This is a genomic window from Bacteroides sp. 4_1_36 (assembly GCF_003466325.1).
GTDB lineage: Bacteria > Bacteroidota > Bacteroidia > Bacteroidales > Bacteroidaceae > Bacteroides > Bacteroides uniformis.
Map to the genome: position 1 here is coordinate 1 of NZ_QSOX01000031.1, position 15,763 is coordinate 15,763.

The window sequence follows — 15,763 nt, forward strand, 5'->3', positions numbered from 1 at the left end:
GATGAGAGGACGTTTAGACGCAAGAAGGACGCTGAAGAGCTTAGTTGCGGATTTGAGGACTATAAGAAACGCCTACAAGCAACCCAAGGCTACTGGCCCATTCCGCAAGACGAAATCGACATCTCCAATGGAGTCCTTGAGCAGAATCCAGGCTGGGATGCATCTGCCCAGTTCTCGGATTGGAACAATATGTAAGAGTATTAACCTATAAATAAAGACAATATGAAAGTAACAAAAATATTGATAGCAATGCTTGCTTCAGCCTTCATCGTTACTGCATGCGATCCTATCGAAGACGAAGACTTGCGAGACAAATATGTGACTGATGCCGGTACACCCATAACCAAGGAGGCATTACAAGCCGCCATATCCATTACCCAACCCTTCCCCAACCAAGACGGAGTAGTGGAAGGCGACCAGTATATCGCCCTGAAAAACTCCCGCCCGGACATTGGCGGTTCATGGCACATAGAATGGGGGGGCGAAGGAAGTAAACAAAGTAAGACTCTGGTCACGGACAACGCTACGGTCATCATGGAGTCCAATGCGGACTATTCCATCTACTATATGGGCATTTCCGCCAATCAGATTATCAAGACAGATCCGGTTGTAGTGACTGTGACCAATGTATTCGACGATTGGTCCACTTACTTCACCGGTGCAACCGACAAGAGTGACAAATCTGCCAAGAAGACCTGGAAATTCCGTGAAGTCAGCTGGGGTTCCGTCTGCAATATGGGGGCTCATGGAGGCTGGAAATATACCAGTGCAGGCTATACTCCCGAATCAAATTTTGCCTGGTGGGCCAATGTCACTGCCGCCGAAGCGGGAGACCAGTCCATGGTATTCGAATTCGACGGAAACAAGATGAAAACCTATGATGCCAGCGGAAACCTGAAGGCAGAAGGTACTTTCTCCTTCACACACGAAAAACCGGAAGACGGAGTACTGGGTGAACTGATAACAAGTATCCCCACCATCGGAGGAAATTATGACGACAACGGACAAAGCGTAGGCAGCAACAAATTCTGGCTGCTGACACTGGATGAGAACTATATCACAATCTATCATCCCGGCAAGTATAGCGGTGGTGTGGATTGGGACGACAGCGGCTGGTATGCTTATTTCAAGACTGAAGCAGAAACCGATTCTGAATAATATGCACTCTCTATGAAAAGGAAACTGCTATTTATAATAGCTACTGTCTTTCTAGTAGCTGCATGTCACAATGACGACTACATGCCCGGACTGCCAGCTCCGGGAAATGAAGACAACGAGACCGAAATGGCCGAGCAGGTTGCAGGCCGGGTTGCATTGGGCTACGTCACTTATTATGGCACATCCATACCCGATGCCAAATACCTGACCCACATAAACTACGCTTTTGCAGAATTATATGTTAAAAACGGAATTTATGAAAAGTTTGGCCTGCAAGGTGATAAATCCCGTTTTGATAAGGTAAAGAAAATAAAGAGCCAGTATCCACATGTGAAGATATTACTCTCTTTTACCAATAGCGTTTCCAATACTGACAATTCCCAGGACGGAGGTTTCTCCGCCCTGGCGAAGAGTCCGGAAATGCGCAAGCAATTCGCACAAGACTGCAAAGCCTTTGTTTCGAGTGAGGGCATAGACGGTATTGACATTGACTGGGAATTTCCCGGTATGACTTTCAGCAGCAATGCCTATGACGAGTTGGTAGATGTGGAAAACTTCACCCTATTGATGAAAGACCTGCGTGCAGCGTTGGGGCAGTCCACCCTATTGACCTATGCAGGTTATTGCATGGACAAGCGTCCCCAAGGCGAAGGCTATAAATATATTGATGTAAAGGCCGTAGACCCGTATGTAGATTTCGTCAATATCATGGCCTATGATCTGGTTGATGCCCCCCAGCATCAATCAGCATTGAACAAGCCAAGTAATTACTGGGACTGCCAGCGTTCCGTAGACGAATACCTGAATGCAGGGGTATCTGCCGACAAATTAGTGTTGGGAATTCCGTTCTACGGAAGAGCCGATTTCAATGCCGGCGGCAGCATCAATTATCGGGATATTCTCAACCTGAGTAAGGATGACGGCTATGTCATCGAAAATTGGGATACAGAAGGCAATGTCCCCTATGTCACCAAAAACGGCAGTTTCTACTGTGGTTACGACAATCCCCGCAGTATTGCCGCAAAAGGTGAATGGATATTAAAAAATGGCATGAAAGGCATGATGTTCTGGGATTATGAAGGCGATGACACCATGGGAACCCTACGCAAAGCGCTGTGGAATGCCGTCATGAAAAAATAAGTAACTTAACACACATTCTCAGGAGGTTATTCCGGAAATTAGGGTAAGGGTAATTTTGCATACGATCTTCATTCAAGGCAAGAATACTGACGGAATAACCTCCTTTCCTCCTCCAAGACTACAAAACCTTTTTTCATTTAAGTTGTTGAAAGCACATTCATCAAAACCTAACTTAAATGAAAACAATCTTAAAAGCAATGTTTCTGTTGTGCGTAGCCGGACTTCCCTTGTCCACTATCCATGCACAAAAAAAAGAGATTATCGATGACGAAGCCCCCAACGGCATTGTCATAGTTACTATCGACAAAGCGGGCGACGAGATTATCCGCATCATGAATGAGTCACAATTGCCTTACATCCATGACCCGAAAGCTCCCCGCTTCTTATTGATGGACAAACAAGGCAAATTCGCCCTGGGTATCGGAGGGTATGTCCGTGCCACCGGCGAGTATGATTTTGGAGGTATTGTGGATGATATTGACTTTGTTCCTGCCAACATTCCAAGCAGTAGTAAAATCAAAAATCAATTTCAAATGGATGCCAGTACGGCCACTATCTTTCTGAAATTAGTCGGACACACCCGGCTATTGGGTGACTTCACAGTCTATACAGCCGGAAATTTCCGAGGAGGAGACAAAACATTCCAGCTACGGAATGCTTATATGTCATTCCGAAATATAACGGTGGGATATACTTACGGCGGTTTCATGGACTTAGGCGCCCTCCCCTCCACCATTGACTTCCAGGGGCCCAACGGTGCCACGTTCTACCGCGCTACACAATTGTCATATACTTATAAAGGGCTGAAAGACTTTCGTTTCCAAGCTTCCATCGAGGCGCCTGCCGTTGACGGCACAACAAGCAGCCAATTCGAAATTGCCCAGCAACGCATGCCGGACTTCACAGCTTCGGCACAATACAGTTGGAACAGCAGCAGTCATCTGCGTGTAGGAGGTATCATCCGCAGCATGACATATACCAGCACGGAAAGGGACAAGGCTTCCAGCGTCACCGGATACGGTGTACAAGCCTCAACGACCTTTAACCTCGGTAAAAAATGGCAGGCATTCGGACAAGTCAACTATGGTAAAGGTATCGGGCAATACCTGAATGACATCAGTAATCTGAACGTCGATATTGTCCCCAATCCCGAAAAGGAAGGCAAAATGCAGGCATTGCCCATGCTGGGCTGGTATGCAGGTCTACAATATAACATTTCTCCAAAGGTATTCCTTTCAAGCACTTACAGCATGTCCCGCCTTTACTCTGAAGACGGTTATCCCAACGACCTGCCAAGTACCTACCGCTACGGACAGTATTTCGTAGCCAACGTATTCTGGAACGTAACCCCGAACATGCAGGTAGGCGCTGAATATCTGCGTGGCTGGCGCACCAACTTCGACAATTCCACCAACCATGCCAACCGTATGAACCTGCTTGTACAGTATTCTTTCTAATCCAATATAAAATAAGAAAGAAGCCGCCTCAAATCGATATTTGAGACGGCTTCTTAATATATAAAGGTAGGATTGTGAAATCAGAACTTATAGTCAACACCAAGACCAAACACTTTATTAGTACGGCTATAAACATTCTTGGTGGTTTCACTTATCTTCTTTGTATAATCATCATAGTTTGTCCAAAAATAGGCTATATTCATAGTCAAATGCTTTGTCATTTTGATGGCAGCACCAAACCCCAGTGAATAAGAGTCACATGAAAAACTTATATCACTCTGAAAATCATCAGCCAAGCCATAATCTGTACGCTGATAACCACCACTGATGGTCAGCTGTTTAGCTATATCCCATTCTGCACCAATCAAGATTTCATGTGTGCCATGCTTCAACGCTTTCTGCTTATCATTGGCCATCCCTGCCGCTTTATCAAAAAAATGGTGATATTCCAGCGTTGCACGAAGCGTAGGAAGGAATTCATAACCAACAGCTGCAGTCAATAATGCAGGGATATCACTCGGAGTATTCACACCATCCTTATAGTCAGCCAAAGGATTCCCTTCATCTCCCATAGCAGTTCCCATTGCACGCACTTCAGCTTTTTTGGTTTTATTTTCGAGATTAAGACTTGTCATAAACTCGTACTTCAACCCAATATTCCATTTGCCCAACTTCACATCAGCTCCCAAGATAGGGGTTAATCCCCAGCCGGTCTGGTCGCAGTCTAAATCGATACCAACCAATTCCATGCCACCATAAGTAGGAATATTACTGTGTGCTGTTGCAGTCAGAAATCCTTCATACCCACCGGTAAAATAATTCATACGTCCACCGGCAAACACACCTAACCAATCATTAACTTGATACGACAACCCCAATTGCACACCATAAATAAACTGGCTTCCATCCATTGCACTATTGATAGAATACATATTGGGAGTGATTTGACCACCCGAAATAGTATGGACTTGTCCCATCACCATTGAATCGAACATACCCAAACCATCATCAAACGATGCCTTACCGCCACCACCTACAACAGCAAAGCTACCGGAAATAGTCCAGTCTCCTTTTTTATATGCACCTTGAAAACTAGGAATGAAAGGAGCAGAAGCTTTTCCTTTATAATAACGTGTATTCCCATCTTCAATAAACAAGGGAAATGTCGCTTTTATGTTACGGGTCTGATAAGCACTTTGTCCATTCAAAGACAAATAGAGACCATCTTCCGGCAAGAAGGCCAAACCGGCCGGATTAGAATAGACACCGTCAATATCAATGGAAGCACCACGCGCTAACATTCTAAGAAAAGATACATGCTGATTTGTATTTGTTAGGATACCACCCGCAAAAGTTGGAATTGAAACGATTAACATCGCAATGCCAATCAACGAAAATTTTCTCATCTAAATCTTTTTTAATTGTTTTCGGGCGCAAAGGTACAATAATATTGCACATGAAAAAGAATTTTGTGCATAAAGTTATCCTAATATAGAACTTTAATTGAAACACCAAATAGTTTCTGATGAAACAAATAGAAATAATTATCATTTTATGAATCCTTCCGGCCACTGAACCATATCAACTTTCCACTTGTTATCTCCCTATAATTATGTAACATTTAAAAAACAACAAATCTCATGGCATACACTATCGCACTTTTTGGCAGCAAACCTTATGATGAAGCGTCTTTCAACGAAAAAAACAAGGAATATGGTTTTGAGCTCCGCTACTATAAAGGGCATCTTAACAAGCACAACGTTATTTTAACCCAAGGAGTAGACGCAGTCTGTATTTTCGTGAACGACACGGCCGATACCGAAGTTATCCGTCTGATGGCAGACAACGGCGTGAAATTATTGGCGTTGCGCTGCGCCGGCTACAACAATGTAGATTTAAAGGCAGCTGCCGACCGTGGCATTACCGTAGTGCGTGTCCCTGCTTACTCCCCTTATGCCGTAGCAGAATATACCGTTGCCCTGATGTTATCCCTCAACCGTAAAATTCCACGTGCTACCTGGCGGACACGAGACGGAAACTTCTCGCTGCACGGACTTCTGGGCTTCGACATGTACGGAAAAACTGCAGGCATCATCGGCACGGGAAAAATAGCCAAGAAACTGATATGTATCCTGCGTGGATTCGGCATGAATATTCTTGCCTACGACCTCTATCCCGACTATAATTTCGCCCGTGAACATCAAGTGGTATATACCAGCCTGGATGAGCTATATCACAATTCGGATATCATCTCCCTGCACTGCCCGCTGACTGAACAGACCAAATATCTCATCAACGACTATTCCATCAGTAAAATGAAGGACGGTGTGATGATTATCAATACCGGACGTGGACAACTCATCCATACCAACGCCCTGATTGAAGGACTGAAAAACAAGAAAATCGGCTCTGCCGGCCTGGATGTGTACGAAGAGGAAAGCGAATACTTCTATGAAGACCAATCGGACAAAATCATTGATGACGATACTCTGGCGCGGCTACTGTCCTTCAATAATGTCATCGTCACTTCGCACCAGGCCTTTTTCACACGCGAGGCACTGGCAAACATTGCTTCGACAACCTTGCAGAACATCAAAGATTTTATGAACCATAAGCCACTGGAGAACGAGGTCAGGGCATAGTCCCCACTCATTTATAAATTCTTAGACATCGGTTTTTAAACTTTATAGCTTTCCAAAGCGTTACTAGTACATAAACCATTTTAAGAAAAGGAATAAATTATGAAAAAAGTTATAGACAAATCAGACAGCAGAGGTCATTCCCTATATGATTGGCTTGACAGCCACCACACCTTCAGTTTCGACGAGTATTACAATCCCCGCCGGATGAATTTCGGCGCCTTACGTGTACTGAACGACGACCGTGTGGCTCCGGGAAAGGGCTTCGGCACACATCCTCATAAAAATATGGAAATCATCTCCATTCCCCTGAAAGGGAAACTGAAACATGGGGACAATCATCAGAACAGCCGCGTCATCACTCCGGGAGATATACAAACCATGAGCGCCGGCACCGGCATCTACCACAGCGAAATGAACGGCAGTGACACTGAAGCGGTAGAATTCCTGCAAATCTGGGTGATGCCCGAAAAGCTGAACACACCACCCGCATACCAGGACTTCGACGTACGTCCACTCCTGCGCAAAAATGAAATGGCACTAATAGTATCCCCTGACGGCGATGCTCCTGCCAGACTGCTACAACAGACCTGGTTCTCTATCGGTGAAATAGAAGCCGGAAAGAAGATTGACTACCACATGCACCAATCGCATTCCGGTGTATACATCTTCGTAATGGAAGGTGAAGTCAAAGTGGACGGCACAATACTCTCACGCCGTGACGGAATGGGAGTATACGAAACCGGCAGTTTTGAGCTGGAAACATTGAAAGACTCTCACATTCTCTTCATAGAAGTACCGATGTAGCGTGCTTTTGCATAAAATAACAGCTTAAACCGGAAGTTTGTGTAGCGTTTTTTGTAATATTGCGCTATAATTCAATCCGTAAATGAAACTTGATTACATCTACCATAGCGGCTTCGCGATTGAAGCGGACGGAGTGACGGTCATTATCGATTACTATAAAGATTCCTCGGAAGAGGTTTTCAATAAAGGTATCGTGCACGACTATCTCTTGGAAAAGCCGGGCTTACTCTACGTACTATGCTCGCATTTCCATCCCGACCACTTCAATCGCGAAGTTCTTTCATGGAAAAAACTGCGGCCCGACATCCGCTACATATTCTCCAAAGACATCCTGAAGCACCGCCGCGCCTCAGCGGAAGATGCCACCTACATCAATAAGGGCGACACCTACGAAGACGAACATATCCGTATCCAGGCCTTCGGTTCTACCGATGTGGGTATCTCCTTCCTGATAGACCTGCAGGGCAGACGGCTGTTCCATGCCGGTGACCTGAACAACTGGCACTGGAGCGAGGAATCTACTCCGCAGGAAATACGCAAGGCCGAAGGTGACTTTTTGGCCGAAGTGAGAGAGCTGCAGCAAACTGCACCTGCCGTAGATGTAGCCATGTTTCCGGTGGACAGCCGTATCGGAAAAGATTATATGCGTGGAGCAGAACAATTCGTGGAACGAATAAAAATCACTATATTTGTACCGATGCACTTCAGCGAAGATTATCAGGGAGGCAACGCCTTCCGGCAGTTTGCCGAGAGCAAGGGATGCCGCTTTCTGAGCATTGCACACCGTGGTGAAAGTTTCGAACTCCCCAACTTGTAGCCCATAATTCGTAAATTAATAATTAAAACACATACTATTATGAAAAATTTGACACAACTTCTTTTTACACTGTTTTGCCTTTGTCTGCCGGCCATGCTGCAGGCGCAGGATAGGGACGACAGTAAATATCTGGCCGGTGCTGTTCCCGAGGTGGACGGCAAAGTGGTATTCACCAAAGAATTCAGCATCCCCGGCATGTCTCAGGATGAAATCTACGAACGTCTGCTCGGCTGGATGGATGCCCGTCTGAAAGAGAATGAAAATACCAGCCGTGTAGTATTCTCAGACAAAGAGAAAGGACAAATTGTAGGTATCGGGGATGAATGGATTGTATTCAGTTCTACGGCTCTGTCATTAGACCGTACCAAAATCCTTTACCAGCTGACTGTGACCTGCCAACCCGAAAAGAGCGTGCTCGAAGTAGAAAAGATACGGTTTAACTACCGCGAAGGAAAAGAAAAATATACCGCCGAGGAGTGGATTGTAGACAAGTATGCCTTGAACAAGGCGAAGACCAAACTGGTACGCGGACTTGCCAAGTGGCGCAGAAAAACCGTAGACTTCGTTGATGACCTTTGCCTGGGAGCAGCAGAAGCATTGAGCGCCACCACTGCCAAAGCTCTGGTAGAAGAAAAGAAGGAAGAAAAGAAAGAGGTGAAGGCTGTCGTCAATTCCGGTCCGACGGTAATCACCCCGAAGAAACAAGTTACCGTGGAACCTGCCCAGGCTGCTGAAAAGGCATCCGAAGGCATCGTGAAAGATGCCCAAGTCATCGAAGTGCCCCAAGTCAAGAAACCTGCCGCACTGGTTCCTGCCCAAAAGAGCCAGCAGCAAGAATACAAAACCATAGCCCCCGAGCAATTGTCAGCCGATGCCATCCAGACCGGAGCAGGCAAATTGGTTATCGTCATCGGCCAAGAGCCTTTCAACATGACCATGATGACAGCAAACTCCGGAGGTTCTTTGGGCAAAGTCAACGGCAAACCAGTTGTATTCAGCATACTGTCGCCCGACCAGCCGTATGAACAAATGGAAAAAGCAGAAAGCTATACCATCCGTTTCTATCCTACGGGACAGACAGAGCCTACGGTCATTCTGGAATGTAAGAAGCTGCCTTCACCGGCAACGATGGAAGGTATGCCACGCACGTATGTAGGCGAAATTCTGAAAGCAATGGTCAAATGACCGCACACGCAGACTGTAAATTGTAAATAATCAAATCAGAAATAAACAAATGGAAATAAAAAGTAAATTCGACCATTTTAATATCAATGTCACCAACTTGGAACGTAGCATCGCATTCTACGAAAAGGCACTGGGGCTGAAAGAACATCATAGGAAAGAGTCGTCCGACGGCTCTTTCACTCTGGTCTATCTGACCGACAGCAGTACCGGCTTCCTGCTGGAACTGACCTGCTTGAAGGAGCATCCACAAGCCTACGAATTAGGGGAGAACGAGAGTCACCTCTGCTTCCGCGTATCCGGTGATTACGACGCCATACGCCAATACCATAAGGAAAACGGATGGGTATGTTTCGAAAACACAGCAATGGGACTGTACTTTATCAATGACCCGGATGACTATTGGATTGAGGTACTGCCGGAGAAATGATATTTTACATCACTAAAACAACGAAATATATGAGTATAGAAGAAGCGATGATGGGTGGTATTGTCTTCAAAGGCAAAAAGGACAAACCTAAAGAAGAAAACAAGATAAAGACCAAAGCCAAGAAGAAAACCTACATTACCGGGCAACACGGTTCCGCCTCAGCCAAAATGAAAGCAGAAATCCGCCGCAAACGCGCTAACAGACATAAGAAATGATAAATACAGCCTTATTGCCTGCCGACAAGGACCCGATGGGCGCAGCCATAGCCGATTACTTTAAACGGCATAAAGCCGACCGCCTACGCGTGTTCTCTTCACAATTCGATGAGGACGAAATTCCCGTCGAAGAGCTATTCCGCACAGAAAAGCAAATGCCCTTGCTGGAGCGTACTGCTCTGCAAATGGCGACCGGAAAGATTCTGGATGTGGGTGCCGGTAGCGGTTGCCATAGCCTTACCCTGCAAGAAGCCGGAAAAGAGGTCCATGCCATCGACATTTCCCCGCTTTCCGTGGAAGTGATGAAGCAGCGAGGTGTGCGTAGCGTATCACAAACCAATCTGTTCAATGAACAGTTTGCCGATGAATACGACACTATCCTGATGCTGATGAACGGTTCCGGCATTATCGGAAAGTTGGAGAATCTGCCTGATTTTTTCCGGAAGATGAAGCTACTGCTCCGGCCTGGAGGCTGTGTTTTAATGGATTCCAGCAACCTGAGCTATCTGTTCGAAGAGGAAGATGGCAGTATTGTTATCAACCTTGCCGGTGATTACTACGGAGAGGTAGACTTCCAGATGCAATACAAGAATGTCAAAGGCGACTCCTTTGACTGGCTCTATATCGACTTTCAGACCCTGAGCATCTATGCTGCCGAAAATGGCTTCAAAGCAGAGCTGGTGAAAGAGGGTACACATTATGACTATCTTGCCAAACTATCCCGACAAGCATAAAAGTGAAGTGCCCCCTAAAAGTTAGACAAAAACTTTTAGGGGGCACTTCCTTTTTTATATCTTGCCTATTCCTACTATTCAGAAAGCATTCCGTCAATCTCCTTCACCAGAGAAGCAAATTCTTCAGGGTTATACAGACGTGTCAGCTTCACAATACGCCCTTCCTTATCAATCAGGACATTGCGTGTGATACCTGCCTTGCGGAGCGCATACTTCGCAAATATATCCGCTCCCGGGTCCAGACCCAAAGGATAGGTCACTCCGGTTGACTTACCAAAAGCAATCACTTTCTCCAACGGCTCGTCACGGTCGATGCCAATCAGCATAAAATCCGGATTCGACTTATGCTTCAGCCATATATCCTTCTCAATGAAAGGCATCTCCTTACGGCATACCCCACACCAGCTCGCGGTAAACTGCAACATGACCACCTTCCCACGAAGTCCCGAAAGGGTAATGCTTTTCCCATCCGTCAGCTTCACTGTAAAATCTGGAGCCATCTCCCCTACCTTAACGATGTAGCCGGTACTGTCCGCCACTACATCCTGCGCCTTGCCTGCCATGCTGCACATAGCAAACAGACAGAAAATCAGAAATCCAACTTTTTTCATTTTATTCAATCTTTAATAAGTAAGCTGTAACTATTCAGCGAATGATATTTTATAGAATGGGCAAACAATTCCCTATAACAAAAAACTCCGAAACACTTTTAAAAAGCAGTTTCGGAGTTTTATTCTTCGAGGTACCTGGCAGATTCGAACTGCCGTACACGGTTTTGCAGACCGCTGACTAAGCCACTCATCCAAGGTACCGGTTCTTACAAGAACTCTTTATTTCTCGTTTGCGGATGCAAAGGTAGCACTTTTTTTGAAACTACCAACTATCCGCAACAACTTTTCTTCTTTTTTTTCGTCACTCCACTGCACTCCGCACGCTTCTTATCATACAAATTCTTTAGTTCACAGCCACTTGCACAACTATCACACGGATTACCATTTTCTTTGACCCGATGAGAAAAAGAATAAATACTCATGCCAATCCGCACAGCGCAGAGCAACAACAATAAGGCTACTACCCACTCCTGCCAACTATTCATCATAAAAACAGACCTCCTATCTGATAAATTGCGAAAGACATCAGCCAGGCCAGCGCAGTAGTATAAAGTCCCGCAAACACGGCCCACTTCCAACTGCCCGACTCCCCTTTAATGGCTGCCAACGTGGCGATGCACGGAAAATAAATCAGCACAAACACCATGTAACCGAAAGCCACCAGGGGCGTTATCGGAATGCGTTCACCCAAGCTTACGGCATCTGCCTCGGCATCGTCGGCATAAAGCACTCCGAGCGTGCTTACCACCAGCTCCTTGGCGCCCACGCCGGAAAGGATGCCGATGCCCAGCTTCCAGTCGAATCCCAACGGTTCGATGACCGGTTCCATGGCTTTACCAATCCGGCCGATGTAGGAATTCTCCTGCTGTTCCGTCACACTTTCATATTCATCGTGGTTGGGATAATATCCCAATGCCCAGATAACGATGGATGCCACCATAATGATGCCTCCCATCTTGCGGAGATACTGCGCCCCCTTCTCCCACGTATGGCGGAAGATGGCCTTGGACGTCGGCATACGATAAGGCGGCAGCTCCATGACAAACGGCGTATCGTCTCCTTTCACCAGAAAGCGGCAGAAAAGACGTGCCATGACCACTGCCAACAGAATGCCGATGGCATAGATTACTAACAGCACAAAGCTCGCATTGTTCGGGAAGAAGGCGCCTACCAGCAATAAATAGATGGGTAGACGAGCGCTGCACGACATCAGCGGATTGATGAGCATCGTCACCAGACGGCTCTTGCGGTTCTCGATGGTACGCGAAGCCATAATGGCGGGCACATTACACCCAAAGCCCATAATCAGCGGAATGAAAGACTTTCCATGCAGCCCCATTTTATGCATAATCTTATCCATAATGAAAGCGGCACGTGCCATATAGCCCGAGTCTTCCATCAAGGAAATAAAGAAATAGAGCAACAGAATATTCGGCAGGAAAACAATGACACCGCCCACACCTCCGATAATACCATCCACCAGAAGGTCCTTCAGCGGTCCTTCGGACATGTTGTTGCATATCAGGTCGCCCAATTCGCCTACCAGCCATTCAATCCCCTGCATAGGATAGTCGCCCAGCACAAAGGTGCCTTCGAACATCAGATAAAGGAAAAGGAAGAAAATGGGATAACCCCATACACGGTGAGTAACGATTGAGTCTATGATTTGAGTAGTGCGCGACGTATCCTGATGATTGTCCACATAGGTCTCGCGCAGGGCACCGGCTATAAAACCATACTTGGCATCGGTGATGGCCTGCTCGCTCTCCTCGTTCACCACCTCGGCAATCCGTGCCTCTTCCCGGTCGCGGACGGCAAGAATCTCCTTTCCATTGGGCAACTCCTCCACAATCTTTTTCAAGTCTTCGTCGTTCTCCAGCAACTTGATGGCAAGGAAACGCGTGGAATATTTGTGGCGGATGTTCTCATTGACGCTGATGACGCGCTTCACCTCCTCAATGCTACGTTCCAGCTCGGGACCGTGATTGATATGGATATGACGGTAGAAGCCACGCGGCTGTTCTATCTCTTCTTTATGGCTGCCGAAGTCATGGTCGGGAACATACTCCTGATGCCAGCTGCGAAGGTCACTCAATATCTCGCTGCGCATCCTGCCCTTATGGTCGAGGAAGTCGCCGCCTTCGTAAATATTGATAATCACATGGAACAGCTGTTCAATGCCTTTTCCGCTACGGCTGACCGTAGGCAACATCGGAACTCCGAACAACTGGCTGAGCTTTACATAGTCCAGCGTGTTTCCACTGGCTTCCAGCTCATCGTACATGTTCAGTGCAATCACCATGCGCACGTTCATGTCAATCAGCTGGGTGGTGAGATAGAGATTGCGTTCCAGGTTGGAAGAGTCCACAACATTGATAATGATATCCGGCGTTTCATTGATAATGTGCCGGCGGACATAGATTTCTTCAGGGGAGTAGGCCGAGAGGGAATAGGTTCCGGGAAGGTCGACAATACGGAAGTGGTAACCTTGGAAATCAAAATACCCCTCCTTGGCATCTACCGTAACGCCACTGTAATTGCCCACATGCTCGTGCGAACCGGAAGCGATGTTGAAAAGAGAAGTTTTACCACAGTTGGGATTTCCCACCAAAGCCACATTTATGGTGCGGCGTTTGCCGAGGGCCAGTTGCTTCAGCTCATCTTCGCCCAGATGCATGTTTTCGCCCAACCCCTCGTGGTAATCGGGCTGCACAGCCTGCTCCTTAGCTTCCTGCTCACTGATAATCTCTATCATCTCAGCCTCCTGCCGACGAAGAGAAATCTCATATCCCATTACTTTGTATTTGATAGGGTCGCGTAGTGGGGCATTCAGCAAGACCTCCACTGTTTTACCTTTAATAAATCCCATTTCCACAATCCGTTTGCGGAAACCACCGTGTCCCAGCACTTTTACGATTACACCTTTTTCACCGGTATTCAATTCGGACAAACGCATAGTCTTTCTGCCTTTCTTTTCTATTTTGGGGGCAAAGATAATACTTATGTCCGCAAGGCACAAATAATTTAGAATGTTTTTAAATAAGAGACACTAAACAATAATGCCCAGAAGGCAGAACACTACTTCCAGAGATACTAAATCGTAACTTCACCACACCTTTGTTCTTTTCTTACCACAGCTGTGGTAAGAAAAGAACAAAGGTGTGGTATGCATAAAACACAGCTGTGGTAAGATTAGCTTTTAGCAAATACGACCTTAGCCGATAGAGATTCTGAAAATAGATACTTGCAGATATGGCAATAAAAATCGTTTGCACTATCTTTGCACCACTCTATAGTTGAATATGCAGAAGGTAGTACAATACATCGAGCGCCACAAGCTCTTCTCGCTGGACGACAAGATACTTGTGGCACTGAGCGGCGGGGCGGACTCCGTGGCGTTGCTGCGCCTGCTCCTCAGCCTGGGATACACATGCGAAGCCGCCCATTGCAACTTCCATCTGCGCGGAGCGGAATCCGACCGCGACGAGCACTTTGTACGCCAACTCTGCCTGGAGCACCGGGTGACGCTGCACACCGTCCACTTCAACACGGAGCAGGAAGCAAAGGAACGGCATATCTCCATCGAAATGGCTGCAAGGGAATTGCGCTACGCGTGGTTCGAAAAAACAAGGGAAGCATGCAGTGCAGCTGTCATTGCCGTCGCCCACCATCAAGATGACAGTGTAGAGACATTGCTGCTCAATCTGATTCGCGGTACCGGCATCAACGGGTTGCGGGGCATACGCCCCCGAAACGGACATATAGTCCGCCCCTTGCTCTGCCTGGACAGAAAGGAAATCGTCGGTTATCTGGAAAGTATCGGGCAAGCCTACGTGACGGACAGCACCAATCTGCAGGACGAATATACCCGCAACAAAATACGCTTGAACCTGCTTCCCATGATGCAGGAGATAAACCCCTCCGTCAAGGAAAGCATCCTCAAAACGGCAGAGCATCTGGACGATGCCGCCTCTATATATAATATAGGTATAGAAGAAGCCAAACTGCGAGTCAAGACACCGGAAGGCATAAGTATCGGCGCCCTGAGGCAAGAAGCGGCACCGGAAACGGTCTTATTTGAAATTCTGCATCCGCTTGGATTCAACGCCGCACAAGTAAGGGACATCTGCCGGACATTGGACGGACAGCCCGGCAAAGTCTTTGCCACCCCCGGCTGGCGTGTCATCAAAGACCGCGGCTCGTTGTTGATAGAGCCCGTACAGGAAGCCGTAAAGCCGTTATTGGAAATGAAAGAGCATCCCTATGCACCGGATTTCATGATTCCACGCGACAAAGCTACCGCCTGCTTTGATGCCGACAAACTCCAGCATCCCCTATCACTGCGCCTTTGCAGGCAGGGAGACAGCTTCGTGCCCTTCGGCATGAAAGGCCGGAAGAAGGTAAGCGACTACCTGACCGACCGCAAGTTCTCCCTTCTGCGCAAAGAACGGCAATGGGTGCTTTGCTGCGGAGATGACATCATCTGGCTGGTGGGAGAACGGGTGGACAACCGTTTCAGAATAGACGAAAAAACCCGGAAAGTGTTGGTCGTATCAACCATCGACCAGTAGCC

At 47.0% G+C, this 15,763-nt stretch carries 16 protein-coding genes and 1 tRNA gene; 12 read left to right on the forward strand and 5 right to left on the reverse strand.

Going from position 1 to position 15,763, the window contains the following annotated elements; all coding sequences use genetic code 11:
• From DXD65_RS19585 to DXD65_RS19600, 4 genes are all read left to right on the forward strand, one after another.
• Nucleotides 1-195: RagB/SusD family nutrient uptake outer membrane protein (locus DXD65_RS19585; protein WP_117887877.1), on the forward strand; the 195-nt coding region annotated here is incomplete at its 5' end.
• Nucleotides 196-222: 27 nt separating this feature from the next.
• A complete protein-coding gene (locus DXD65_RS19590) occupies nt 223-1,158 on the forward strand; it encodes a hypothetical protein (RefSeq protein WP_016274291.1) in 936 nt (311 codons plus the stop codon).
• Between the two features lie 12 nt (nt 1,159-1,170).
• Nucleotides 1,171-2,298 (forward strand): glycosyl hydrolase family 18 protein, encoded by a 1,128-nt coding sequence (locus DXD65_RS19595; RefSeq protein WP_005831514.1) that lies wholly within the window; start codon nt 1,171-1,173, stop codon nt 2,296-2,298.
• Between the two features lie 176 nt (nt 2,299-2,474).
• Nucleotides 2,475-3,755, forward strand: coding sequence for a hypothetical protein (locus DXD65_RS19600; RefSeq protein WP_117887878.1), 1,281 nt, complete (start codon nt 2,475-2,477; stop codon nt 3,753-3,755).
• Nucleotides 3,756-3,835: 80 nt separating this feature from the next.
• Here the strand turns inward: DXD65_RS19600 and DXD65_RS19605 are convergent, their stop codons facing one another.
• Nucleotides 3,836-5,161 (reverse strand): OmpP1/FadL family transporter, encoded by a 1,326-nt coding sequence (locus DXD65_RS19605; protein ID WP_005831520.1) that lies wholly within the window; start codon nt 5,159-5,161, stop codon nt 3,836-3,838.
• Between the two features lie 234 nt (nt 5,162-5,395).
• Here DXD65_RS19605 and DXD65_RS19610 point away from each other — a divergent pair, with 234 nt between their 5' ends.
• From DXD65_RS19610 to DXD65_RS19640, 7 genes are all read left to right on the forward strand, one after another.
• A complete protein-coding gene (locus DXD65_RS19610) occupies nt 5,396-6,397 on the forward strand; it encodes a 2-hydroxyacid dehydrogenase (RefSeq protein WP_008664924.1) in 1,002 nt (333 codons plus the stop codon).
• Between the two features lie 99 nt (nt 6,398-6,496).
• On the forward strand, nt 6,497-7,201 hold the full coding sequence (locus tag DXD65_RS19615) for a pirin family protein (RefSeq protein ID WP_008664925.1): 705 nt from the start codon (nt 6,497-6,499) through the stop codon (nt 7,199-7,201).
• A gap of 82 nt (nt 7,202-7,283) precedes the next feature.
• The gene (locus tag DXD65_RS19620; protein ID WP_008664926.1) at nt 7,284-8,018 is read left to right on the forward strand and encodes an MBL fold metallo-hydrolase; all 735 of its coding nucleotides are present in this window, start codon (nt 7,284-7,286) and stop codon (nt 8,016-8,018) included.
• Nucleotides 8,019-8,057: 39 nt separating this feature from the next.
• Nucleotides 8,058-9,203, forward strand: a complete 1,146-nt coding sequence (locus tag DXD65_RS19625) for a DUF4468 domain-containing protein (protein WP_005831527.1) — start codon at nt 8,058-8,060, stop codon at nt 9,201-9,203.
• 49 nt (nt 9,204-9,252) lie between these two features.
• The gene (locus DXD65_RS19630; protein WP_005831529.1) at nt 9,253-9,630 is read left to right on the forward strand and encodes a VOC family protein; all 378 of its coding nucleotides are present in this window, start codon (nt 9,253-9,255) and stop codon (nt 9,628-9,630) included.
• 29 nt (nt 9,631-9,659) lie between these two features.
• On the forward strand, nt 9,660-9,845 hold the full coding sequence (locus DXD65_RS19635; protein WP_008664928.1) for a hypothetical protein: 186 nt from the start codon (nt 9,660-9,662) through the stop codon (nt 9,843-9,845).
• The gene (locus DXD65_RS19640; protein ID WP_005831533.1) at nt 9,842-10,579 is read left to right on the forward strand and encodes a class I SAM-dependent methyltransferase; all 738 of its coding nucleotides are present in this window, start codon (nt 9,842-9,844) and stop codon (nt 10,577-10,579) included. The genes DXD65_RS19635 and DXD65_RS19640 overlap by 4 nt, the downstream gene beginning before the upstream one ends.
• A 74-nt stretch (nt 10,580-10,653) precedes the next feature.
• Here DXD65_RS19640 and DXD65_RS19645 read toward each other — a convergent pair whose 3' ends face one another.
• The 4 genes from DXD65_RS19645 to feoB form a co-directional block, all read right to left on the reverse strand.
• The gene (locus tag DXD65_RS19645) at nt 10,654-11,190 is read right to left on the reverse strand and encodes a TlpA family protein disulfide reductase (RefSeq protein WP_005831535.1); all 537 of its coding nucleotides are present in this window, start codon (nt 11,188-11,190) and stop codon (nt 10,654-10,656) included.
• Between the two features lie 129 nt (nt 11,191-11,319).
• Nucleotides 11,320-11,391, reverse strand: a tRNA-Cys gene (locus DXD65_RS19650).
• A 68-nt stretch (nt 11,392-11,459) separates the two neighbouring features.
• Nucleotides 11,460-11,675 (reverse strand): hypothetical protein, encoded by a 216-nt coding sequence (locus DXD65_RS21360; protein ID WP_369739527.1) that lies wholly within the window; start codon nt 11,673-11,675, stop codon nt 11,460-11,462.
• Nucleotides 11,675-14,146 carry a ferrous iron transport protein B gene (feoB, locus tag DXD65_RS19660; protein ID WP_008664930.1) on the reverse strand — a complete coding sequence of 824 codons (2,472 nt, stop codon included), beginning with the start codon at nt 14,144-14,146 and terminating at the stop codon, nt 11,675-11,677. Before feoB ends, DXD65_RS21360 begins: the two co-directional genes overlap by 1 nt.
• 346 nt (nt 14,147-14,492) lie before the next feature.
• On the opposite strand from feoB, the gene tilS reads away from it, so the two are divergent.
• Nucleotides 14,493-15,761 carry a tRNA lysidine(34) synthetase TilS gene (gene tilS / locus DXD65_RS19665; protein ID WP_005832470.1) on the forward strand — a complete coding sequence of 423 codons (1,269 nt, stop codon included), beginning with the start codon at nt 14,493-14,495 and terminating at the stop codon, nt 15,759-15,761.
• Nucleotides 15,762-15,763: the final 2 nt, after the last annotated feature.